Origin of the sequence: Pseudomonas sp. ACN5 (assembly GCF_002303975.1) — a bacterium.
Lineage (GTDB): Bacteria > Pseudomonadota > Gammaproteobacteria > Pseudomonadales > Pseudomonadaceae > Aquipseudomonas > Aquipseudomonas laurylsulfatiphila.
In genome coordinates this window covers 145,405-167,187 of record NZ_MRCP01000013.1, presented here as the reverse complement: position 1 = coordinate 167,187, position 21,783 = coordinate 145,405, and the positions used below count along the sequence as shown (strand labels likewise).

Genomic DNA, 21,783 nt, shown 5'->3' with positions numbered 1-21,783 from the left:
CATCAGGTCGATTGCTGGGCGTAGCAATGCTCGCAGGTGAAGCATTTTCCAGCGTTTTTTCGCTTTTCAAGCTTGCTGAAACGTTTCACCAAGTCTATAAAAACGGCACAACTCCAAGAAAGGCTGCTGCCATGACCCCGCTCAAACTCTTTGTTGCCCTCAGCGCACTGTCCGCTGCGTCCCACGCCATGGCCTGGGATTACGTTCTGCTCGACACCGACAAGGCCGCCCGGAACTGGCAGATCACCAGTCAGCAACTCGGCATAAAAACCGACAAACCCTTCAGCGTTACCCTGCGCACCTTGCACGGCGGTCGGCAGGAGGGCGTCAGCATCGTCGACATCGATAACGGCACGATGAAACTTTCGGTAGTGCCGACTCGCGGAATGAACGTCCTGCAAGCCTCGGTCGGCGATGTGCGCATGGGCTGGGATTCACCGGTCAAGGAAGTGGTCAATCCATCCTTCATCGAACTCAACGGTCGTGGTGGCCTGGGCTGGCTGGAAGGTTTCAACGAACTGGTCACTCGCTGCGGCTACGAATGGGTCGGCCACCCCGGCATCGACAACGGCGAACTGCTGACCCTGCACGGTCGCGCCGCCAATATCCCCGCGAACAAAGTCACCCTGCACATCGATGAAAAACCGCCATACGCCATCACCCTGCGCGGCGAGCTGAAAGAGCAGGCGTTCAAGAAAGTCGACTTCTCCGTCGCGACCGAACTGGTCACCGAACCCGGCAGCGTAGTGTTCGCCCTCAACGACACCCTGACCAATAACGGCGACTATCCGAAGGAATACCAGGCGCTGTACCACAGCAACTTCAGCACCCCGTTCCTGGAACAGGGCGCCCGGTTCGCCGCGCCGGTGAAACAGGTGTCGCCGTTCAACGACAAGGCCAAGGGCGATCTGCCCGACTGGCAAACCTACCGCGCACCGACCAAAGACTACGACGAAACGGTTTACAACGTGGTGCCCTATGCCGATGCCAAGGGCGATACATTGACCGTGTTGCATGACAAGGCCGGCAGCCTGGGCGTTTCGGTCGGCTTCAACACTCAGACACTGCCCGTGTTTTCCCTATGGAAAAACACCGACACCCAAGGCCAGGGCTATGTCACGGGGCTGGAGCCGGGGACAAGTTTTTCCTACAACCGCCGTTATCAACGGCCACTGAACCTGGTACCGACAATTGGGCCCAAGGAACACAAGCAGTTCCGCATCAGCTACAGCTTGTTGGCGGATAAGGCGGCTGTGGACAAGGCCTTGAAGCAGGTGAGCGAGATTCAGGGTGGGCGCAAGACTGAGGTGCGGCAGACGCCGTTGGTTGATCTGACCAAGGGATGACACCGGCCAGAGCATTGCGCCTTGCTGATCGCACCCGCATGTTGCTGTTTGCCAGCTCTCGACTCATGGCCGTCAATCACCCAAGGCGCTACGCTCGCAGGCACGCGCCTTCAAGTTTCAAGTACAGACGATGCCGATATGAAACATCTACTTGATCGTTTACGTGGCTGGGCCAGAAAGCTCAAACGGCAAACGATGGTCCTCTGGTTTTGCTTTCAGCATCCGCAAACACCCTGGTTACCCAAGTGGATTTCGGTTTTTGTCGTCGCGTACGCACTGAGTCCAATCGACCTCATTCCCGATTTCATTCCTGTGCTTGGGTATCTGGACGATGTGATTATTTTGCCGCTTGGCATTCTGCTCGCTATTCGCTTGATGCCTGCACAGGTGCTCGAAGATTGTCGGATCAAAGCGAGTGAGTGGGAGAAAAGCCACAGGAAGCGGCCAGCGAGCAGAATTGCTGCGGTGATCGTTGTATTGGTCTGGCTCGTTGCTGCGGGCAGTCTGGCAGCTGGCTTGCTGTGAGTTGAAGTTGTTGCTCAACCTATGTGTCAGTGCTGATTCTTTTTTTTGAACTCGGGCTGAAAGCACTTATCCAAAAAAATATGTGGGAATGTTTCCCGCGCAACGATGCCAACTGGCTCTGAGGGATCGTGCGTATACCGCAGTAGCTCATCAATGTTGCAGATTGATGGCCGTGCCGGTTGGCCGGCTGCTCCAATGGGCGGCCGGGAACTCACTGGACATTGCGTTCGATACGGAGATGAGTTCGCAACTCCATGCGGAGGTGCATCATGCTGCTCAAGAAATGTTTATTGGCTCTGGCAATCGGTGGAGTCCTGTCGGCATCGACTGTCCTGGTGCCCGATTACATCGGTAGTTTCTCCAGCGTGTATGCCAAGGATGGCGGCAGCGGCAGCGGTGGAGGCGGTGGCGGTGGCGGTCACGGTGGCGGTGGTCACGGTGGCGGTCACGGTGCCGGTGGCCATGGAGGAGAGGGTGGCGATCATGGCGATCATGGGGCTGCTGGCCATGACGGTCATGGAGGCCCGGGACGCGGCGACGCTGACCATGGTGGTGTAGCCGGGAACAAAGGCCCGGGCAACGCCCATGACAACGACGCGGACGACGCTGATCATGATGCTGACAACGATGCCGCCGATGCAGCCAGGGACGCTGCCAAGGCTGATGCCAATGCAGCCCGGGACGCGGCCAGAGCGACTGCTGATGCCGCTCGTGATGCGGCAAAAGCGACTGCAGATGCTGCCCGGGACGCCGCCAGGGCTGAAGCAGATGCCGCCCGGGATGCCGCAAAAGCGGCTGGCGTAGCGGACGATGACGCAGACGCCGCCAGAGACGCTGCCCGTGCCGCTGCGGATGCAGCTCGGGACGCCGCCAAGGCCGAAGCAGATGCTGCCAGGGATGCTGCCCGGGCTACCGCGGATGCCGCGAGGGACGCCGCCAAAGCCGAGGCGAAGGCAGCCAGAGAGGCCGCCAAAGTTGAGGCGAAGGACGTCAGAGAGGATATGGCGGACGCCCCGGACGAACCGGATCTCGATGCGATGGAGGTAGAGAACTGAGCCTGCACGTTCGGCAATGAACACGGCAGGCATACCGTAGAAAACGTCCCGGGAGCTTGAGGGACGTATCGGCAAAGAGTCGCAAGCCCTGAAACGTCATGGGGTTTGCGACTTTTTTTCGGCTGTCGAGCCAGATCTCTATCGTCAGATCGAGCGCTGATTCACGCGCTGAGTCAGTTCTTGCGCGGACTCTTTGCGTTCCGAGTAGCGGTCAACCAGGTCGGGACGATCCCGTAGCAGCAGGGTAAATTTCACCAGTTCCTCCATGACGTCTACCACCCTGTCGTACAACGATGAGGGTTTCATGCGATTGGCGTCGTCAAACTCCAGAAAAGCCTTTGGCACCGAAGATTGATTGGGGATGGTGAACATGCGCATCCAGCGTCCCAGCACACGAAGCTGATTCACCACATTGAAGGACTGGGAGCCGCCGCAGACTTGCATGACCGCAAGGGTTTTACCCTGGGTTGGGCGAATGGCCCCCAACGCCAACGGCACCCAGTCGATTTGCGCCTTGAACACCGCAGACATGGAACCGTGGCGCTCTGGCGAGCACCAGACCTGTCCTTCAGACCACTGCATCAGTTCGAGCAGCTCCTGGACTTTCGGGTGGTCGGAGGGCGCGTCGTCCGGTAGCGGCAGGCCGGATGGATTGAAGATCCGCGTCTCGGCACCGAAGTGTTCGAGCAACCGGGCTGCTTCCTCGACCAGCAGGCGACTGAACGACCGCGCACGAGTCGAGCCGTATAACAACAGGATGCGCGGCTTGTGCTGGTCGTTGCGTCCATGGGCGATGGGGTGGGTCAGTGCCGTGTCGAGATTGGGCAGGGAATGGGTCATAAGGGCTCCGGTCAAAGCGTGCCGATGCGCTCGAGTTCGCGCTTCAATGCATCGCGGTCAAGTTGTGCAAAAGGCAGTTCGAGGAATGCCCGGCAGCGCGTTTCGATGCGCGCCAGGGTTGAGTGGAACGCCGCTGCTACCCGTGCTTCATCCCCCGTTATGTCCGAGGGGTCTTCCAGGCCCCAATGGGCTTTCAGTGCCGGTCCGAAGTACACCGGGCACGCTTCGCCGGCAGCCTTGTCGCAGACTGTGATGACGATGTCCGGCGGGTTGGCTTCGAAAGCCTCGTTGCCTTTGCTGCTCAAGCCGTCGATGGCAATGCCGGCCTCTTGCAAGGTGCTCAGGCTGCGGGGCAGCACCTGTCCCTTGGGGAAACTGCCGGCACTGATTGCCTCAAAGCCTTCCGGCGCGAGATGGTTGAACATGGCTTCGGACAGGATGCTGCGACAGCTGTTGGCGGTACACATAAACAGAACGCGCATGGTGACTCCTCTTTGCGGTCGCACAGGGCTATACGCTCAGGCGCAAGGCCAGGGCAGACAAGGTGATGAGCAGAATCGGCAGGGTCAGGACCACGCCGACCTTGAAGTAGTAACCCCAGGTAATGCGGATGCCCTTTCGCTCCAGAACATGCAGCCAGAGCAGGGTGGCCAGGCTGCCGATGGGGGTGATTTTCGGGCCCAGGTCAGAGCCGATGACATTGGCGTAGATCATGGCTTCACGCACTACGCCTGTGGCGTCACTGGCTTGAATCGACAGCGCGCCCACCAGCACCGTGGGCATGTTGTTCATGCCCGATGACAGCAAGGCCGTGAGCAGGCCGGTGCCCAATGCGGCGCCCCAGATGCCGAACTCGGCCATGCGGTTCAGGGCCATTGTCATGTAGGTGGTCAGTCCGGCGTTTTTCAGCCCGTACACCACCAGGTACATGCCCAGGGAAAAGATCACGACCTGCCAGGGCGCTTCACGCAGCACCCGGCGGGTGGAAATCACATGCCCGCGCGCCGCCACGGCGAACAGCAGCGCGGCACAGACCGCTGCGATGGCGCTGACCGGAATGCCCAGGGGCTCCAGGGCAAACAGCCCGACCAACAACAGGGCCAGAACGATCCAGCCGACGCGGAAGGTCAGGGGATCACGCACGGCGCGTCGCGGATCCATCACGTCATCGAGCGCGTAGTGCCGGGGAATGTCACGGCGGAAAAACCAGTACAGCACCACGAGGGTGGTCGCCACGGCAACGAAGTTGACCGGCACCATGATGGCGGCGTATTCGCTGAACCCCAGGTCGAAGTAGTCCGCCGAAACGATGTTGACGAGGTTGGACACCACCAGGGGCAGGCTCGCCGTGTCGGCGATAAAGCCGGCCGCCATGACGAACGCCAGGGTGGACGCCGGCGAAAAACGCAGTGCGAGCAGGATTGAAACAACGATGGGGGTCAGGATCAGGGCGGCACCGTCATTGGCAAACAACGCGGAGACGCCGGCCCCCAGCAGTATCGTGAAGACGAACAGGCGTCGCCCGTCACCCTTGGCCCAGCGTGCCACATGCAAGGCGGCCCACTGGAAGAACCCGGCCTCATCGAGCAACAGACTGATGATGATCAGCGAGATGAAGGTCGCGGTGGCGTTCCAGACAATGGCCCACACCAGCGGAATATCGTGCAGCGTCACGACGCCTGCCAGCAGGGCCAGAACCGCGCCCAGGGAGGCGCTCCAACCGACGCCCAGGCCCTTGGGTTGCCAGATGACCAACACCATGGTGAGCAGGAAAATGGAAAACGCAGTCAGCATGTGGAATCTCGACGGTTGAAGGGTCAGCAGCAGGCGGCAGTGTTGAGAGGGCGGTCGCCCATGGCGTTCAGGCGAGTGCTGTTGTCCTCGAGCCAGTCGGCGTTGGCTGCCAGCGTGGTCTGCAGAACATCACGCACCCACGCGGGCAGATCAGGGTTGAGCCGGTAATACACCCACTGCCCCTGGCGGCGGTCCAGAAGCAGGCCGCATCCGCGAAGCTGCGCAAGATGACGGGAAATTTTCGGCTGGCTATCGTCCAGGGCGCAGACCAGCTCGCACACGCATAACTCGCCTTCACGGGCGATGAGCAAAGTGGCCCGGGCGCGGGTTTCGTCGGACAGGCATTTGAATACGGCGGCAGGATTGAGCATTGGCAGGGCTCTGTACATATGGTCATGCGAATATACGTTTATCCATATGTTTCGTGCAAGCCGCTCGGACTCAAGCAGGGCAGGGTTGTTCAGGTATGCGATAGACTTGAACGGTTTCGACGCAAGGCAAAGGAGATGCAGTGCATGGAGTCGTTTAGCGTTCGCGAGCTGAAAACCACTGACGCTGAAGCTTTACTGGCGTTCGAAATCCGCAACCGTGAATGGTTCGAATCGCATATCGATGCACGCGAACCTGCGTTTTATTCGTTGCGCGGTGTCGCCGATCATATCGATAGCTATCTGTCGGGTTTGGCCAGTGGCGCCTGGCACCCGTTTGTCATCGAGGACTCAAGCCAGGCAATCGTTGGTCGAGCCAATCTCAATAGCATCGACCTGGCGATGGGGTCTGCCGAAGTGGGTTATCGAATCGATCAGCGCGCGTGCGGGCAGGGGCTGGCAACACTGGCGTTGAGGCATCTGATCCAGCAGGCACAGGTGCGCTGGGGACTTGCGCAACTGGTGGCCTATGCCTACAGGGAAAACCTGGGCTCCAGAAAGGTACTGGAGCGGTGCGGATTCAGGCTTGAGCAACCTTGCCGTGACAACAGCCCGGGCAGCGAAGAGCGATTCGTCCTGTCGTTTCAATAGTTCTGCCAGCCCGCAGCAGGTTGCTGCGGGCTACTCCTGATCCTGATCTGCCGCCACCTCCTGCCAGCTGTCATCCGGGTCAAAGCGTTTCATCGCCAACGCCAGTTTTTCACCTTCGGGCCCCAGGTCTTTTTCGAACACCTGGCCTTCGTGACTGATCATGAAGCTCATCACCCCGGTGACGTTGTACTTCGCCGGCCAGGCGATCAGGGCAAAGCCGCGGCTCATCTTGTCACCGATGAGGTAACTGTAGGCACCACCCGGTGCCGAAGGCCCCTGGCCATGAAGGATGCGGAAGCGGTAGCCATGCCATTCTTCGTCGGCAATGGCTTTGCCGAACGAAGGCCCCAGCGGGCTGATCTGGCCGCTATCGTCTTGCGCCCAATAGAGTCCGTCGTGCTTGCCGGGGGTGCTGAAGATTTTCTGCGCATATTCGAGTGCGCCATCACCGTCCCGATCGACTGACGCATAGTCCATCTGGGCGTCGTGATAGGCCAGCACCGACTGCACCGCGTCGAGTTCATTGCGGCCGATCTGGCGTGCGCGGATCTCGGCACTGCCGGCCTTCAAGTCGAAGCGCCAGCCGCTCGCCACTTTTACCAAGGGGATCGGCAGTGTCCAATTCTCGGGGCCGACCGCCAGGATGCCCTTGCGGTCGCCGCTTTTTTCAATGTGGTGTTGCTCGCGGTACTGCTGCAAAAACGCATCGACGTCTTTGCGCTGCACCCCTTCACGCGGGATGTAATTGTGCCAGTCACTACCGAGCAGTTCCGTCAGGCGTGCCTGGTCGGCGTGTTCCGTACCCAGTGCCTGGACCAAGGCTTCTGCGGCCTTTTCCGGGGTTGGAAAGGCCTGCTGCGCCGTCGCCATGCACGACCACAACAAGCCGGCAGCTACCGCAAGGACAGGAGGCAGCACGCCCGTGAGTCCTTTCACTCGAGGATGGTTTTTCAACGACGGCCCCCCCTTTGACGCGCTGGTGGATTGGACGGCCGACTGACCTGGTGACCGGCCGAACGGGCGGCACTGGGGCGATGGGCGGATGCCTGGCTGGCCCGGCCACGATTGGCCTGGACGTTGGCCTGGGACGGTGAGCGTGCGCCGGCGAACGCATTGTTGCGGGCACTGCCGGCACTGGCGGCGGGCCGTTTGTTCGGTGCTTGCCGCGTCTGCGCGGCGCCTTCTCTGCGCTGATTCAACTGGGCGGTCTGGTTTCTGGGTTCCTGGCGGGCCTGGGTCCTCGGCTGCTGATTTTCCCGGGTATTTCTGGCGGTACCCTGGCCTCTGTCAGCCGCCTTGGGCCTGTCCGCACCGCCCTGTAACCGATTGCCGTCCGCGGCTGCTGACTGGAGTTTGCGCGTTTGATCACGGGCTTCGCGGTTGCTGGTGGCAGGTCGTTCGATACCGTGCCTGTCCATTGAACTGCGGGCATTTTCACGGGCCTGGGCGCGCTGGGCAGTGTCCCCGCGATAGGCTTCACGCTGACTGGCACCGTTGAGTTGGCGGCCGTATTGCGCGCGGCTCGCATTGTCTCGATAGGGCACGCCATTGCGGTGCACCGGGTTGTGCTGCCATTTGTTGTTGGTGATCCGGTTGTTGGCGTTGATGTTGTTGTAGCGATTGACGTCGATGTCGACGTCGTTATTGCCCCAGTCACATTCACCCCACAACGATCCAATGATCGCCACGCCGGCGCCAAACGCGAGCCCGGCCATCAGGGCCTGGCCAGGGTAATAGGCCGGTGGCGGTGGATAGTACGCGGGCGGCGAGGCCGGGTAGGGCCATGTGCCGTAGGTAGTTGTCGGGTTATACGTGGGGACGTACACCACCTGCGGATCGGCAGGCTGGATGATGATGGTGGAGCTGCTGGCCGGCGGCGGTTCCGCAGCAGGCGCTGGAGCCGGTGCCGGTGCCGCATTCGTGGTTGCAGGTGCTGGCGCCGCGACATTCTGGATCGTCACGTTCTGATACTGGTTGCTCTGCAGATTGCCGGCTGCCTGTGCCTGGCGACGCAAGCGTTGCGCGCTTTGCATGACATCGTCGGGCTGCGCCAGGAAGGCATCACCCAGGCGTTGCACCCAGACGGGGTCCTGCCCCAGCGTTGCCAGAACCTGCGGGAAAGCGACCAGCGCTTGCACGCTCGGATCCCAGGGCTGGTTCGCCACCTGTTTGACCGCGTCGTCACCATTGGCGTCCGGATGCGCTTTGGACCAGCTGACGGCCTCGCCGACTTCCCCGGGGTAGGTGGTGGCCATCAGCACCTGTGCAAACAGAGGGTCCGGGTAAAGCGCAATGGGCGCCAGCATCTGATCCAGCTGTTCCTGGTTGAACACCGGATCCTTGGCCACCGGGGCGACGGGCGCCGCATTGGCCGCGCTTGCTGGAGCGGTGGCGGGTGCCGGAACCGGGGCCGGTGCGGCTGCGGTCTCATCCGCACCCAGTGCCAGGCTGGAAGATCCGCTCAATAACAGTACGGCCGACAACGCGTAAAGCAATGGAATGTGCATTGCACCCCCCATGTGGTCAGGCAGGCTTGAAATGAGTGGATCAATCCCCGGCAGGTGAAAGCCGACCCTGCAAGCCACAGAGCTGTGCCTCGACACCGCTCCCTAAGGGTAGCAGCTCATTTGGAGGAGACAGGCTGGCTTTGAAACGCTGTGATCCAGGTCCTGATTCTGATCAGTGTGCGCTGGCATCGCTTTCGTGTTCTTCGGCAAATGCCATGAACACGTCCAGGTCCAGCACATCCAGCTTGATCCGGGAAATGAACGCCGAGAAGGCCAGGTTGGCCGCCAGCAGACGCAGATCAGAGGCCCAGGCCGGAAGGTAGGTCGGTCCCTTGAGCCAGCCGGACTCGAACAGTGGCGCCAGGCGTACCGTGTCCGCCAGGCTGAGGCGCCCTGCAAACAAATGCCCGATCAGTTCCGGCCGGTTATCGCGGATTGCAATGCGCAGCAGGGTGTGGACGCCCAGCAGCCCGGTCAGGTAAGCGGCGTCCTTGGTAAAGGCTGAACCGCCCCGCAGATCGGCGCCGCGGAACACCCGTTGGGTTGAGCGGAAGGATTCCTCTTGCGTCTGCCCGGCAGCCAGAAAACCTTCGAATACCTGGATGAAGTCGGCGCCGTCCAGCGCCTGCTGGACGGCCAGCACGCGCAGGGCCAGGCGACGCAGGCGGTTGATGTCCATGCTGCCGGTGAACAATTCGGCCAAGGTGGCAATGCCCTCCTGGGTCTGGGTTGTGCGGGGCGCTCCCAGGCCCAGGCTTGTGAGGTTGGGCTGCCGCGCGCCGTTCTGTGCGGTGGCGACATGCACGAAGGCCTCGTGTTGCAACAGCTGATGCTTGTCCAGCTCCGTGAACAGCGCACTGGCCCGCAGGCGAATGCGGCTCGATCCGGCGATGGCCTTGGCGGCCAGGTTCGGATCGAGCACCACCGTGACCTGTCCGACGCCGAAGAAACGGTCCAGTTCCGGTTGAATCCAGGCGGCGAACACTTTGGCCGGGATCTCGGCGGGGCAGGGTGGAATGCGTGCACCCCCCAACAGGGCGTCGGTGGTCTGGAGGAAGAATCGGGCCGCGTCGAGCATGCTCAGTTGCAGGCGCGAATAATGGAAATCCGGACGCCGGTAAAGCGCTGACGAGTATTGGGTAAAGGCGGGAGTACCCACGGCCCCCAGCATGTGACCGGCCGTGGCATAGCTACGGGCGGTCAGGGCCAGGTGGTTGCCGGCCGGATGCCCCACATCGCAATGGCTGATAAAGGTTTCCAGGGCGGCGATGTCGGCGCTGTGGTCGCGGGGCTGCAACTTGACATTGGGCAGCGTGGCACGCCCGCTGCGCCATTTCGCCAGGAAGTCCTGCTCGACGCCATCGGGCCAGGACAGCGCATCGAGCACGCGGATCTTGCGGGTCAGGCCGGGCAGGGCGGCATCGAGTTCGGACAGGGCAGCGGCGCTCATGGATAGCTCCTCGAGGGACGAGGTGACGTTACAAAAGCTTAGTTGTCGCGCGCGGTTGCGTGTTGAGCCGTACGGGCAAAGTCGATGAAGGCCTTGAGCGCTGCGGGCACATGACGGCGACTGGGGTAATACAGATGCAGGCCCGGATAAAAGGGGCACCAATCGGCCAGCACCTGGATCAGGCGGCCATCGGCCAGGTACGCGGTGACCATGTCCTCGAACACGTAGGCCAGACCCACACCCTGCAGTGCCGGGCCGATCATCAGGCTGACATCGCCGAGCGTGAGCGGGCCGCTGACGTCGATTTCCTGGGTGATCGCGCCGCGTTCGAATTCCCAGCGGTACATCGAGCCGCTGGGGAAGCGATGGCGGATGCACGGGATGCCATGCAAGTCTTCGGGTTTCTGGGGGGTGGCATGCCGCTCGAAGAATGCCGGCGAGCCCACGACCACCGAGCGCATGTTCGGCCCGACAGGCCGCGAGACCATGTCGGCTTCCAGACGGTTGCCGAAACGTACCCCCGCGTCAAAACCGCCAGCCACCACGTCGACCAAGGCGTCGCTTTCGACGATCTCAAGGCGGATATCCGGATACTCCTTGAGGAACTGGCTGACGATCGGCAAGAGCACCAACTCACACGCCTGTCGGCCTGCTGTTATGCGCAGGTTCCCTGAGGGCTTGTCGCGAAAGCTATTAAGGTCTTCCAGGGCATCATCGATGTCCCGGAAGGCCGGTTTCAGCCGTGCGAAAAGTCGCTCCCCGGCGTCAGTCAACGCCACGCTGCGTGTTGTGCGATTGAACAGGCGTACGCCCAGGCGATTTTCCAGCGCTCGCAATGAGTGACTGAGTGCCGAGGGCGTCAGACCCAGTTCGACCGCTGCCCGGCTGAAGTTCAGGTGCCGGGCGATGCACAGGAAGATCGACAGGTCGGCGGTGGAGGGGGATTTCATTTGTGAGCACCATTCACAAAGGCATGCAAAATTGCTGGGATTATCACATCAGTAGCACAGCCTTAAAGTGGCATCAACTCATCGAGAAGGCCCGGCAACAACGCTCGGGTCGCAGGCAGGAGGAGTTGAAATGCGTACCTGGTTCATTACTGGCGCTTCCCGTGGTTTTGGCACCCTCATCGCAGAACACGCCCTGCGTGCCGGCGACGCTGTGATTGCCACCGCTCGTCAACCACAAGACATCACTGATCGCTTGGGCGATCACCCGAACCTGCTCGCCGTGCGGCTGGACGTCACCCGCGAGGAAGAGGCGCATCAGGCGGTCGCCGAAGGCATCAAGCGTTTCGGGCGCATTGACGTGCTGATCAACAATGCCGGCTTCGGCGTGCTGGGCGCGGTGGAAGAGACCAGCGCCAGCGAAACCCAACGCCTGTTTGCCACCAACGTGTTCGGCGTGCTCAACGTCACCCGCGCGGTACTGCCGCACATGCGACGCCAGCGTAGCGGTCATGTGATCAATATCTCGTCGATCGGTGGTTATCAGGCCTACATGGGCTGGGGCGTCTACGGTTCCACCAAGTTTGCGGTAGAGGGCATTACCGAAGCGCTGCACCAAGAGCTGGCGCCGCTGGGCATCCATGCGACGGTTGTCGAACCCGGGTTCTTCCGCACCGACTTCCTGGACGAGCAGTCGCTGATCAAGACCGCCCTGGAACTGCCGGACTACGAGGAAACCGTCGGCAAGATGCGCCAGTTTGCCGAAGGCGCCAACCATGCGCAGCTTGGGGATCCGGTGAAGTTTGCCGAAGCGATGCTCGCGCTGGTCAACGCCCCGAAACCGCCACAACGCCTGGCGTTGGGCAGCGACACTGTTGCACGCATCGAGGCGAAAAACCGCTTAGTGGAGGCGGAACTGACCGAGTGGAAAGCGTTGGCGCTGTCCACCGACTTCAAGGTCTGACGCGTACAGGGGCCGTGTGGAGGTTCAAAGCCTGTCCAACGCGGCCTCAGAGCAGGCTCCACGACACCCCGACGTACATCGCCATGCCCTCGCCGGGGGTGGAGCGTGCCGCGTCCAGCCCTTTGTCGTCGTAGCCCGGCGTGACCGTGGCGGCATAGTGCTTGTCGGTCAGGTTGCGCAGGTCCAGCCAGGTCTGCCAGTCGCCCTTGGGCGCGTTGTAGCCCAGAGTCGCGCCGAATAGGGCATAGGGATCGGCGTAGTAGCTGTTGGCGTAATCGACCGCCACCTTGGACACCCATTGGGTGTTGACCGCGGCGAAGAAGCCTTGTGGCCAGTCGTAGCGCAGTTCGCCCTGGTAATAGTGCATCGGCAGGCCCGGCAGGCGGTTGTCGCCGAAGCGGTCATCGTCGCGGTAGTGGAAGTCACTGAAGGTGTAGCTCTGGCGCAGGCTCAACTGGCCGCCATCGCCCGGCGACCAGAGCGGGCTCAGCAGGCTGGCTTCGACGCCCTGGTGCACGGTGGGGCTGGCGTTGAGCTCGTACGGCGTGGTGGCGTTGGCGTCCGGCAACACCGAGAGCAGTTCATGGTGCACCTGGGCGTAGTACCAGGCCAGGCTCCACTGGCCCAGGGTGCTGTCACCGCGACCACCGATTTCCAGGGTGGTGGCGGTCTGGTTTTGCAGCTTGACCGGATCGCGCTGGGCGCCTGTGGCGGGGCCGCTGCCGGCGGGGAAGCGAACGTTGGAGCTATAGATCAGCGACCAGGGGTGCGGCGCCTCGACCGAGCGACTGAGATTGCCGAACAGTTGCAGGTCAGGTGTCAGCTGGTAGCGCAAGCCCACGCGCGGGGCATAGTCCCAGTCGTGCAGGCTGGTCTTGCCGCCTTCCTGCGGATAGGTGACGTCGCTTTCACGGCGGGTGTAAATGGCGGCCAGGCCGGTGGTCAGCCACAGGTCGTCGGCGATCTCCAGGTCGTTGCCGACATGCAGGACCGTGTCCGAGCCCTGGTAGGTGAAGTTGCGCATCAGCGTGCCCGGCGCATAACCGGCGGTGTTGCCGGTGGGGATGCGCACGAATTCGCTGGCGCCGGCGTTGGGCAGGTGTTTGGTCACCCGCAGGCCCAGGGTGCTCTGGCTTTGCAGACCCCAGAGCGTGTCGCGCCGCTTGTAGTCGAACGTGCCGCTGACGTCGGTGTACGCCACCTTCAGGCGGTTGGGCCCTTCACGCAAGTCCATGGGGTAGTCGTGGTAGACCAGGCCGGTCTGGATGCTCGAATCGTCATCGAGGTACCAGGTGGTCTTGTTGCCGATAAAGGTGCTGCCGGGTTCGTCGCGGCGATCGTCCCGCGCCACGTAGGCGGGGTTGGCCGCCCGTGGATCGTGCTCGATGGAATGCTTGGTCACGCGTCCCGCGAGGTCGTTGTCGGTCTGGCGGTGGCGCAGGTAGAAGCGCGTTTCCAGGTTCGGGTTGAAGCGATAACCGAAGTTGGCGATCACGCCCTGGCTCTCGCTGGCCGTGTGGTCCTGGTAGCCGTCGGCGTTTGCGTCGGTCATGGCCACGTAGTAATCGAAGTCACCCAGCACCTGTCCGGAGCTGACCTGACGCTGCTGATAACCGTGACTGCCCGTTGCGTAGCGTACCTGCAACTTCGGCGCGTTGTAGCCGGTATGACTGACGTAATCGATGGCTCCGCCCAGGGCCAGGGCACCGCGGTCGAAACCGTTGGCGCCGCGCAGCACTTCCACATGGTCGAGCCACAGCGGTTCCAGCAGTTCATAGGGCGTGCCGCCAGGGCCGGTCAGCGGCAGACCGTCGAGCATGGCGTACAACCCCGAGGCATGGGCACCCGGCGCACGGTTGATGCCCGATCCGCGTATCGAGATCTTCACCCCCTCATTGCCTGCCGACTGGGCATAGATCCCGGGCTGATAAGCCAGCACATCCTGGTTACTAGCCACACGGCCCTGCAGCGGACGGCGCATGTCGACCACATTGGTACCGCCGGGTACCTGGGCCAGCCGGGCCCTGGCGTCCTCGATCCCCTGGTCTTCGTCACTCTGGTCCTCGGCCCCGATCAGCACTTGCCCCAGTTCAAGGCCCTGCGCCTGGGTCATGGCCGGACAAACAAGGGCCAGGCCCAGCAGCGCGGCGGGCAAGGAATTAGGCGAGGGCATTGGGGAAACTCCAGACGTACAGGGAACGGACAATGAACAGTGCGACGCAAGAATGAACGAAGGGAACACATGGCAATTTGGTTTTTTGCCCACCGGATATTTCCAGTGGCGTTAAGGTCACTGCAACGCCCGGGTCCGGGTCAGGCTGAGCAATACGTTCAGATGGCGGGACAGTCTCAGGCGATGTAGCCGCCGATGCCATCCCAAAGCAGCTTCACGGCGGTGACCACCAGCAAGCCGTAACAGGCGCGGTACATCTGGCGTTGATCCAGTCTGGCGTGCAGGCGCCAGCCAAGCCAGACACCGCTGGGAACGGCGAGCAGGCAAATGAGCATCAGGCTCAGCACGTTTCCAGTGGGCTTGGCCAGCAGCAGCCAGGGCACCGCCTTGAGGAGATTGCCCACGGTGAAGAACAGGCTGGTGGTGCCGGCATAGAGCTGCTTGCTCAGACCCAGCGGCAACAGGTACATCGCCAAGGGTGGTCCACCTGAATGCGCGACCATGGTCGTGATGCCCGAGGTGACGCCCGCGGCCACCGCCTTGGGCGATGAGCGCGGGCGTACGCGGACTTCTCCACCGGCCTTGAACCAGAGACCGACAAAAATAAGTGTGATCGCTGCCATCACGATGGCGACCGCGCGGTGGTCCATCACGCGAAAGAGCCAATAGCCGACGCCAATGCCGACGACCAGGCCGGGTACCAGCAAACCAAGGTCCGGTTTTGACCAGGTGGACGGCTTCCAGTAGCGCAGGCCGAACAAGTCCATGGCGATGAACAGCGGCGCGAGCAGTCCGCCGGCAGTGATCGGGTCCATCACCAGCGACAGCAGCGGAATGCCGACAATGGCAAAGCCGCCACCGAACGCGCCTTTCATGAAGCAGATCAGAAAGACGCCGGCGAAGGTGACAAGGAGTGTGGTGGCGGTCAGTTCCAGTTCCAAGGGGCGGTCTCCTTGCCGTTGTTGGTTGAAAATGGGGATTTCATTCCGGGTGGCCGGGTATCCATAATGTCGACCACGACCTGCATCACAGAAAGTGCCAGTTTTGAGGTTTTTCCATGGGCCAGTTTTCAGATGGGCCGGATGCATCCTTGCGCGGTGCGCAGCGCCGTATCTATGCCAGGCTGCGGGCGCAGATCGAAGAGGGCACGCTCGCAGCGGGTACGAAGCTGATGTCGACCAGGGCACTGGCGGCCGAGCTCGGCGTGTCGCGAACCACGGTGACGGCGGCGTACGAGCAACTGGCGGCCGAGGGTTTTGTCGCGACAACGGCGGGTAAAGCTGCCACGGTCGCGAGCATGATCAGTCCCTCGTCCGGGCACGCCAGGGGGAACGCGGTGCGGCACAAAGCGCTGCCACCTGCGCTTTCCCTGTATGGGCAGCGTGTTGCCGACCTGAAGCCCTACGGCATGGCATCGCCGGGTGCGCGCATCGATTTCCGCTACGGTTCGGTCGCATCAAGGGACTTTCCGGCCCTGGGCTGGCAGCGCGCCTATCGTGCCGAACTGGTCAAGCGCCAGCCGAGCCTTGCGTACGGGCAGCCCGAAGGGGAGGCGCGTTTGCGCAGCGCCCTGCAAGGCTATCTGCAACGGGCACGAGGCCTGACGTGCGATGCGGAGCAAATCCTCGTGGTGCATGGCTCGCAGCAGGGACTTGACCTGTGTGCCCGGCTTTTGTTGAACCCCGGCGATGGGTTCGTCTTCGAGGAACCGGGTTACCGCATGGCCAGATATTGCTTTGAGGCCGTGGGCGCCGTGGCGCTGCCCCTGTCCGTCGACACCTTTGGACTCAATACCGGCGCCCTGCCGGAAGATGATCGCGTGCGCCTGGCCTATGTGACGCCGTCGCACCAGTTTCCCATGGGGGCGGTGCTGCCTGTCGCGCGTCGCCTGGAACTGCTGGGGTGGGCGAGTCGACACCGCGCGTGGATCATTGAGGACGATTACGGCGGTGAGTTTCGTTACGGTCAGCGACCCATCGACGCGCTGCAATCGATGGACGCACAAGCCCGCGTCATTTATGTCGGGACCTTCTCCAAGGCACTTTCACCGCAGCTCAGGTTGGGCTATCTGGTGCTGCCTCGGGAGTTGGTGCATGTGTTCCGTGAAGCCAAGCGGCTGACCGATCGTCACTCACCGCGCTGGGAGCAAAACGTGCTCGCCTCGTTGATCGAGAGTGGCACCTATGAGCGCCACGTACGCCGCCTGCGCCGGGAGAATGAGCTACGGCGAAGGGCGTTGCTGGAGGCTGTCGAGCAACATCTGGCGGGACACGGGCAACTGGTCGGCATGGCGGCGGGCCTGCATGGCGTACTGCTGTTATCGGCACTGCGCGCTCAGGATGAGCCCAGGCTGCAGGCGCTGGCGCTCGAACGCGGGATTGGCGTATATCCGCTCTCGCCGCTGTTTGCCAAACCCTCGTGCGCAGAGCATGAGCGACCCGCAGGACTCATTCTGGGTTATGCCGGCCTGACACCGCAGCAGGTTCATGACGGGGTCCGCATTCTTGCTGCCGTGATTCGGGACGTCGAGGAGAAAAGCTGACTCATGCCTGCACATATTCGCCTGGCGGTACCCGATGATGCACCGTTGCTGCCCGCTGTTGAGCGTTGCGCCGCTCAGGCATTCCGTTCGATCGATGAGCTGGGTTGGCTGGCGGACGCTGCCACCATGACAGTCGATCGTCACAGGCAGTTGATCGCGTTATCGACTTGCTGGGTGGTTGTCGATACGCAAGCTCGGCCCATGGGTTTCTTGAGTGCAGAACGCCACGGCAGCGATCTTCATATCCATGAACTGTCGGTCAAACAGTCCGTGCAGGGGCAGGGCTGGGGACGAAGGCTGGTTGAAACGGCGATGGAATATGCACGGTTGAATCAGCTGGCTTGTGTCACGTTGACGACCTTCACACAGGTGCCGTGGAACGCGCCCTTTTACCGGCGGCTGGGGTTTGAAGTCACTGCTGGGGCAACTCTGGGCAAGCGCCTTGCAGACATCCTGGCACAAGAGTACGGCTGCGGTTTTGAGCCTGGTAGCCGGTGCGCCATGTTGTGGCGGGTACCCCAGGTTCCGTAGCCGGCATCAAACCGGACCCGCCGGGAGGGCGGGTTTGAAGGGGGATCTTCTTCACACATCCCCGGAAAACTGTAGGAGACAGCTTGCTGGCGATGGATTCAAATGCGCCGCGTTCATCCGGTTAACACGCGTAATCGTTAACGACCATCGCAGGCAAGCCAGCTCCCACAGGGGACCGTGCCCACGCTGAAACTGTAGGAGCCAGCTTGCTGGCGATGGATTCAAATGCGCCGTGTTTATCCGGTTAACACGCGTTATCGTTAACGACCATCGCAGGCAAGCCAGCTCCCACAGGGGACCGTGCCCGCGCTGAAACTGTAGGAGCCAGCCTGCTGGCGATGGATTCAAATGCGCCGCGTTCATCCGGTTAACACGCGTCATCGTTAACGACCATCGCAGGCAAGCCAGCTCCCACAGGGGACCGTGCCCACGCTGAAACTGTAGGAGCCAGCTTGCTGGCGATGGACTCACGTGCGCCGCGTTTATCCGGTTCACATGCGTTATCGTTAACGACCATCGCTGGCAAGCCAGCTCCCACACGGGACCGCGTCCGAGTCCAACCCAGTGAAAGAACCGATCAAAGCGTCGGCAATTGCCCGATGCGGCCCATCATCTCGGTCACGATCTGCAAGTCCAGCAGGAACTGCTCGGTCGTCTTGAACTCGTTGTCGTTGTGACCGGTGTACTTGACGTCCGGCATGGCCAGGCCGAATTGCACGCCGTTCGGCAACTCATGCACGGACGTGGCGCCGGCGGAGGTGCCGAACTTGTGTTCCATGCCGAGGTTTTCGCTGGCCACCGCGAGCAGGGCCTTGACCCATTCGCCCTCGGGGTTGCGGTACATCGGTTCGGCAATCGACAGGTCGAAGGTCGGGGCGATCCCGGTCTTCTTGCTCCAGGCGTCCAGTTTGGTGGCGATTTCGGACTTGAGCGCTTCTGGCGTCTTGCCCTTTGGCACGCGCAGGTTGACGGCGAGTTTGAAGGCTTTGTCATCCATTCCGACATACGTCAGGGAGGTGGTCAGCGGGCCCATGAACGCATCGGCAAAACCGACCCCCAGCTTGCCACCCAGGTAGTCCAGCCCCCAGTTGTCGGCGGCGTAGCGGGCGGCGTCGGTGATCTGGTTGTGCTTGAGCGCGACCTTGCCGTCGAGGCTATTGATGAAGTCGAGCATCCTGGCCACCGGGTTGACGCCAGACTCGGGCTCGGAGGAGTGGGCGGAAACGCCGGTGACCGTCAGTTTGACGTCCTTGCCGTCGACCTTGACAGCCACTTCGAAGTTGCCGCCGTTGCGCTTGGCGTACTCAGTGCCGGCCTTTTGCAGGCTGGCAGCCAGTTCGGCGGGCTTGTCGGTCACCAGGGTCGCGACCGATGTCGATGGAATCTGGTTGGTGGCCAGGCCGCCGGTCATCGAAATGATTTGTGCGCCTTTGCCTTCGCCTGCGCGCTTGGCGAAGCTGGCCATGACGGTGCCGTAGCCTTTCTCGGCGATCACCACCGGGTAGCCGCCATCCAGTGCCAGGTTGTAGTTGGGCGTCGGGTTGCGCTCGAAGTAGTAGGGGATGGCGTCACCGCTGGTTTCTTCGGTGGTGTCGACCAGCAGCTTGAAGTGGCGCGCCAGCGGCAGTTGCTCTTCCTTGATGATCTTCATGGCGTAGAGCGCGACCACGATGCCGTTTTTGTCATCTTCGGTGCCGCGGCCATACATGCGATCGCCGACCAGGGTGACCTTGAACGGATCGAGGCGGGTGCCGTCCTGCAGCACCCAGTTCTCCGGCGTCACCGGCACCACATCGGCATGGGCGTGAATGCCCACGACTTCATCGCCCTTGCCTTCGAGGGAGATCTCGTAGACGCGGTTGTCGATGTTGCGAAAGTTCAGGTTGAACGCCTGGGCGAGGCCCTTGATCTTCTCGGCAATCTTGAGGAATTCCGGGTTGTCGTGCTGGTCAACGCCGTCCACGCGCACGGTCGGAATGGCTACCAGCTCCTTCAGGGTTTCGGTGGCCGCGCTGCCGTACTTCACCCGGGCATAAAGACCCAGCAAACGATGGATTTCGTTCTGCTGCTCAGCAGACAGCGTCTTGTTGCCGAGGAAGGCACTGATGGCCGGGCCGAGGTCGTCGGTTTTGGCGACATCGCTTTTGGCCAGGGGTTGCAGGAACTGGCGGAAATCCTTGACCGACGCATCATTGAACGTCTTGAGGATGATCGCGCTCTGTTGCGGTGTGATGTTGGCGTGGGCAGCACTGGTGAACGACGAAAGGCTGGCGAGCATCAGGGTGGTCGCAGCCAGGTGCTTGAGTGAAAAATCCATTGCTGGGGGCATTCCTTTGCAGGCGGGTTGTAAGAAATATCTGATCGTTTGATCAGAAACATTTCAAAACTAACACCATGAGCCGGTGAAACGGGAGTCCCTTAAGTGGGATCTGTCGCACAGAAATGCAAAAGCGACGCAGAAACGAAAAAACGCTCTTTCAGTGTTTACATTCCGCCAACACCACCTGGCAGGTATCCGGCGTGCCACCCGATCGGCCGGCATAGCGTTTGCAATTAGCCAGGGATTTCTGGCGAGCGATGTTCAAGGTGTTGCCCCAGGCGAGGCCTCCTTCGCCAACAGTGGGAAGTGCCTTTGCATAGCAGGTTGAGCCGATGCTTGAGGCTGCTGGGCGAGCCGTGGTGGTTTTGCCTGAACATCCGGCTGTCAGCGCCAGATTGGCGGCGAGCAGGGAAAGCAGGAGCCATGACGAGCCTTGGCGTGCTGTATGTCCCGTCATTGCGGTTCCCCTGTATCAAGAGGCGTGCTCAAGGTCGTGCCTATTCAGATTAGGCCTCTTTCAGGACATCCTCCACCTTCGGCTGGACCTGCCTCATTCAATTGAATTATGTGATTTTGGTATTACTGCTATCCGATTGGGTCTATTCATTAATTAATGCCTGGGCGGTAGTTTGCATCTCTGCGATGACACGTCGAGAGCCACTCATGACCCGGGATTCCATCCGCAAGTACGCACATGCCGCCGTCAGGGCGGGCACCCTCTGTCTCACCCTGACTGGCGGGGCGCTGGTGGAGGCTGCCGAGCGCAGCGAGCGCAGCCCGCTGATCATCAAGGATCAAGGCAGCCTGATTGCCGGCGGGGGACTGATCACCCAGCCGGGCCGCTTCGATCCTTACAAACCGATGATGCCGGATGGCCAGACCTACCATGGCGACCATGTGTATGCGTTCTATCAGGTACCGGTCGATGCGCACCCCTTGCCCATCGTCATGTGGCATGGCGCAGGGCAATCGGCGAAGTCCTGGGAAACCACGGCCGATGGTCGTGAAGGCTTCCAGAACATCTTCCTGCGGCGCGGGTTCTCCACCTACCTGATTGACCAACCGCGCCGTGGCGATGCGGGGCGCAGCCTGGTGGAAACGACGATCAAGCCAGTGCCGGATGAGCAACTGTGGTTCAACCAGTTCCGCATCGGGCTGTGGCCTGAGCCTTTCGAGGGCAGTCAGTTTCCCCGTGGGCCGCAGGCGCTGGAGCAATTCTTCCGTTCGATGACACCCAACACCGGTCCTTATGACATTGAAGTCGCCTCCAATGGCGTATCCGCGCTGTTGGACAAGACCGGGCCGGCCATCCTGTTCACCCACTCTCAGGGCGGTGGACCCGGCTGGATGACCGCGATCAAGAGCCAACAGGTGCGGGGCATCGTCGCGTTCGAGCCGGGTAGCAGCTTCGTATTTCCCGAAGGCGAGGTGCCGGCGCCGATTCCCAGCGCGTTCGACACGCTCTCGGCGCAGGTCGTATCGAAGGCGCAGTTCGAGGCGCTGACGCATATCCCCATCCTGATCATCTACGGCGACAACATCCCCGACAAGCCGGTTCGTTTACCGGCACAGGACAGCTGGCGTGCCCGGCTCGAGATGGCGCGACTGTGGCGTGACACCGTGAACCGCCATGGCGGCGACGTGCGGCTCATTCACTTGCCGGAGATCGGCATCAGGGGCAACAGCCACTTCCCGTTTTCGGACCTGAACAACGTCGAGATCGCGGACCTGGTTTCGCAGTTTCTCGCCGAAAAAAACCTCGATTGATGC

At 61.7% G+C, this 21,783-nt stretch carries 20 protein-coding genes; 8 read left to right on the top strand and 12 right to left on the bottom strand.

From position 1 onward, the window contains the following. Window positions 1-131: 131 nt before the first annotated feature. The 3 genes from BSF40_RS23075 to BSF40_RS23065 all read left to right on the top strand — a co-directional run bounded on the left by BSF40_RS23075 (window position 132) and on the right by BSF40_RS23065 (window position 2,926). The gene (locus tag BSF40_RS23075; protein ID WP_095966901.1) at window positions 132-1,346 is read left to right on the top strand and encodes an aldose 1-epimerase family protein; all 1,215 of its coding nucleotides are present in this window, start codon (window positions 132-134) and stop codon (window positions 1,344-1,346) included. 138 nt (window positions 1,347-1,484) lie between these two features. Then, window positions 1,485-1,871 carry a YkvA family protein gene (locus BSF40_RS23070; RefSeq protein WP_095966900.1) on the top strand — a complete coding sequence of 129 codons (387 nt, stop codon included), beginning with the start codon at window positions 1,485-1,487 and terminating at the stop codon, window positions 1,869-1,871. Between the two features lie 269 nt (window positions 1,872-2,140). Next, window positions 2,141-2,926: a hypothetical protein gene (locus tag BSF40_RS23065; protein ID WP_095966899.1), complete on the top strand. Its 786-nt coding sequence runs from the start codon at window positions 2,141-2,143 to the stop codon at window positions 2,924-2,926. 144 nt (window positions 2,927-3,070) lie between these two features. Here BSF40_RS23065 and arsH read toward each other — a convergent pair whose 3' ends face one another. The 4 genes from arsH to BSF40_RS23045 are packed head-to-tail and all read right to left on the bottom strand — an operon-like array spanning window position 3,071 to window position 5,931. Then, window positions 3,071-3,766 (bottom strand): arsenical resistance protein ArsH, encoded by a 696-nt coding sequence (arsH, locus tag BSF40_RS23060; RefSeq protein ID WP_095966898.1) that lies wholly within the window; start codon window positions 3,764-3,766, stop codon window positions 3,071-3,073. A gap of 11 nt (window positions 3,767-3,777) precedes the next feature. Further along, the gene (locus tag BSF40_RS23055; protein WP_095966897.1) at window positions 3,778-4,248 is read right to left on the bottom strand and encodes an arsenate reductase ArsC; all 471 of its coding nucleotides are present in this window, start codon (window positions 4,246-4,248) and stop codon (window positions 3,778-3,780) included. Window positions 4,249-4,276: 28 nt separating this feature from the next. Next, window positions 4,277-5,560 carry an arsenic transporter gene (locus BSF40_RS23050; RefSeq protein ID WP_095966896.1) on the bottom strand — a complete coding sequence of 428 codons (1,284 nt, stop codon included), beginning with the start codon at window positions 5,558-5,560 and terminating at the stop codon, window positions 4,277-4,279. A gap of 23 nt (window positions 5,561-5,583) precedes the next feature. Further along, window positions 5,584-5,931: a metalloregulator ArsR/SmtB family transcription factor gene (locus BSF40_RS23045; protein ID WP_095966895.1), complete on the bottom strand. Its 348-nt coding sequence runs from the start codon at window positions 5,929-5,931 to the stop codon at window positions 5,584-5,586. A gap of 144 nt (window positions 5,932-6,075) precedes the next feature. Here BSF40_RS23045 and BSF40_RS23040 point away from each other — a divergent pair, with 144 nt between their 5' ends. Further along, window positions 6,076-6,579: a GNAT family N-acetyltransferase gene (locus BSF40_RS23040; protein WP_095966894.1), complete on the top strand. Its 504-nt coding sequence runs from the start codon at window positions 6,076-6,078 to the stop codon at window positions 6,577-6,579. Window positions 6,580-6,609: 30 nt separating this feature from the next. Here BSF40_RS23040 and BSF40_RS23035 read toward each other — a convergent pair whose 3' ends face one another. The 4 genes from BSF40_RS23035 to BSF40_RS23020 form a co-directional block, all read right to left on the bottom strand. Next, window positions 6,610-7,449: a DUF2950 domain-containing protein gene (locus BSF40_RS23035; RefSeq protein WP_095966893.1), complete on the bottom strand. Its 840-nt coding sequence runs from the start codon at window positions 7,447-7,449 to the stop codon at window positions 6,610-6,612. An 80-nt stretch (window positions 7,450-7,529) separates the two neighbouring features. Continuing rightward, the gene (locus tag BSF40_RS23030) at window positions 7,530-9,086 is read right to left on the bottom strand and encodes a DUF3300 domain-containing protein (protein WP_095966892.1); all 1,557 of its coding nucleotides are present in this window, start codon (window positions 9,084-9,086) and stop codon (window positions 7,530-7,532) included. A 172-nt stretch (window positions 9,087-9,258) separates the two neighbouring features. After that, the gene (locus BSF40_RS23025) at window positions 9,259-10,536 is read right to left on the bottom strand and encodes a tyrosine/phenylalanine carboxypeptidase domain-containing protein (protein WP_095966891.1); all 1,278 of its coding nucleotides are present in this window, start codon (window positions 10,534-10,536) and stop codon (window positions 9,259-9,261) included. Between the two features lie 38 nt (window positions 10,537-10,574). Further along, window positions 10,575-11,486: a LysR family transcriptional regulator gene (locus BSF40_RS23020; protein WP_095966890.1), complete on the bottom strand. Its 912-nt coding sequence runs from the start codon at window positions 11,484-11,486 to the stop codon at window positions 10,575-10,577. Between the two features lie 130 nt (window positions 11,487-11,616). On the opposite strand from BSF40_RS23020, the gene BSF40_RS23015 reads away from it, so the two are divergent. Beyond that, window positions 11,617-12,447: an oxidoreductase gene (locus BSF40_RS23015; RefSeq protein WP_095966889.1), complete on the top strand. Its 831-nt coding sequence runs from the start codon at window positions 11,617-11,619 to the stop codon at window positions 12,445-12,447. A 46-nt stretch (window positions 12,448-12,493) separates the two neighbouring features. Here BSF40_RS23015 and BSF40_RS23010 read toward each other — a convergent pair whose 3' ends face one another. Further along, complete coding sequence (locus tag BSF40_RS23010; protein WP_095966888.1) at window positions 12,494-14,620, bottom strand: TonB-dependent receptor domain-containing protein; 2,127 nt, start codon at window positions 14,618-14,620, stop codon at window positions 12,494-12,496. 176 nt (window positions 14,621-14,796) lie between these two features. After that, the gene (locus tag BSF40_RS23005) at window positions 14,797-15,561 is read right to left on the bottom strand and encodes a sulfite exporter TauE/SafE family protein (RefSeq protein ID WP_095966887.1); all 765 of its coding nucleotides are present in this window, start codon (window positions 15,559-15,561) and stop codon (window positions 14,797-14,799) included. A gap of 116 nt (window positions 15,562-15,677) precedes the next feature. Between BSF40_RS23005 and BSF40_RS23000 the strand changes: the two genes are divergently transcribed. Both BSF40_RS23000 and BSF40_RS22995 read left to right on the top strand, forming a co-directional pair. Then, window positions 15,678-17,162: a PLP-dependent aminotransferase family protein gene (locus BSF40_RS23000; protein WP_095966886.1), complete on the top strand. Its 1,485-nt coding sequence runs from the start codon at window positions 15,678-15,680 to the stop codon at window positions 17,160-17,162. 3 nt (window positions 17,163-17,165) lie between these two features. Beyond that, window positions 17,166-17,693, top strand: coding sequence for a GNAT family N-acetyltransferase (locus BSF40_RS22995; protein WP_095966885.1), 528 nt, complete (start codon window positions 17,166-17,168; stop codon window positions 17,691-17,693). A gap of 577 nt (window positions 17,694-18,270) precedes the next feature. On the opposite strand, the gene BSF40_RS22990 is transcribed toward BSF40_RS22995, so the two are convergent. Both BSF40_RS22990 and BSF40_RS22985 read right to left on the bottom strand, forming a co-directional pair. Continuing rightward, a complete protein-coding gene (locus BSF40_RS22990; RefSeq protein WP_095966884.1) occupies window positions 18,271-20,010 on the bottom strand; it encodes a dipeptidase in 1,740 nt (579 codons plus the stop codon). Between the two features lie 160 nt (window positions 20,011-20,170). After that, window positions 20,171-20,470 (bottom strand): DUF4189 domain-containing protein, encoded by a 300-nt coding sequence (locus tag BSF40_RS22985; RefSeq protein WP_095966883.1) that lies wholly within the window; start codon window positions 20,468-20,470, stop codon window positions 20,171-20,173. Window positions 20,471-20,676: 206 nt separating this feature from the next. On the opposite strand from BSF40_RS22985, the gene BSF40_RS22980 reads away from it, so the two are divergent. Continuing rightward, window positions 20,677-21,780, top strand: coding sequence for an alpha/beta fold hydrolase (locus tag BSF40_RS22980; protein ID WP_095966882.1), 1,104 nt, complete (start codon window positions 20,677-20,679; stop codon window positions 21,778-21,780). Window positions 21,781-21,783 lie beyond the last annotated feature (3 nt).

Bases quoted from the DNA above. Each gene is read 5' to 3' on its own strand.
- BSF40_RS23015 (WP_095966889.1), top strand. From the start codon at position 11,617: ATGCGTACCTGGTTCATTACTGGCGCTTCCCGTGGTTTTGGCACCCTC.
- BSF40_RS23065 (WP_095966899.1), top strand. From the start codon at position 2,141: ATGCTGCTCAAGAAATGTTTATTGGCTCTGGCAATCGGTGGAGTCCTG.
- BSF40_RS23025 (WP_095966891.1), bottom strand. From the start codon at position 10,536: ATGAGCGCCGCTGCCCTGTCCGAACTCGATGCCGCCCTGCCCGGCCTG.
- BSF40_RS22985 (WP_095966883.1), bottom strand. From the start codon at position 20,470: ATGACGGGACATACAGCACGCCAAGGCTCGTCATGGCTCCTGCTTTCC.
- BSF40_RS22990 (WP_095966884.1), bottom strand. From the start codon at position 20,010: ATGGATTTTTCACTCAAGCACCTGGCTGCGACCACCCTGATGCTCGCC.
- BSF40_RS23050 (WP_095966896.1), bottom strand. From the start codon at position 5,560: ATGCTGACTGCGTTTTCCATTTTCCTGCTCACCATGGTGTTGGTCATC.
- BSF40_RS23075 (WP_095966901.1), top strand. From the start codon at position 132: ATGACCCCGCTCAAACTCTTTGTTGCCCTCAGCGCACTGTCCGCTGCG.
- BSF40_RS23070 (WP_095966900.1), top strand. From the start codon at position 1,485: ATGAAACATCTACTTGATCGTTTACGTGGCTGGGCCAGAAAGCTCAAA.
- BSF40_RS23010 (WP_095966888.1), bottom strand. From the start codon at position 14,620: ATGCCCTCGCCTAATTCCTTGCCCGCCGCGCTGCTGGGCCTGGCCCTT.
- BSF40_RS23020 (WP_095966890.1), bottom strand. From the start codon at position 11,486: ATGAAATCCCCCTCCACCGCCGACCTGTCGATCTTCCTGTGCATCGCC.
- BSF40_RS23045 (WP_095966895.1), bottom strand. From the start codon at position 5,931: ATGCTCAATCCTGCCGCCGTATTCAAATGCCTGTCCGACGAAACCCGC.
- BSF40_RS23055 (WP_095966897.1), bottom strand. From the start codon at position 4,248: ATGCGCGTTCTGTTTATGTGTACCGCCAACAGCTGTCGCAGCATCCTG.
- BSF40_RS23040 (WP_095966894.1), top strand. From the start codon at position 6,076: ATGGAGTCGTTTAGCGTTCGCGAGCTGAAAACCACTGACGCTGAAGCT.
- BSF40_RS22995 (WP_095966885.1), top strand. From the start codon at position 17,166: ATGCCTGCACATATTCGCCTGGCGGTACCCGATGATGCACCGTTGCTG.
- BSF40_RS22980 (WP_095966882.1), top strand. From the start codon at position 20,677: ATGACCCGGGATTCCATCCGCAAGTACGCACATGCCGCCGTCAGGGCG.
- arsH (WP_095966898.1), bottom strand. From the start codon at position 3,766: ATGACCCATTCCCTGCCCAATCTCGACACGGCACTGACCCACCCCATC.
- BSF40_RS23035 (WP_095966893.1), bottom strand. From the start codon at position 7,449: ATGGCGACGGCGCAGCAGGCCTTTCCAACCCCGGAAAAGGCCGCAGAA.
- BSF40_RS23000 (WP_095966886.1), top strand. From the start codon at position 15,678: ATGGGCCAGTTTTCAGATGGGCCGGATGCATCCTTGCGCGGTGCGCAG.
- BSF40_RS23030 (WP_095966892.1), bottom strand. From the start codon at position 9,086: ATGCACATTCCATTGCTTTACGCGTTGTCGGCCGTACTGTTATTGAGC.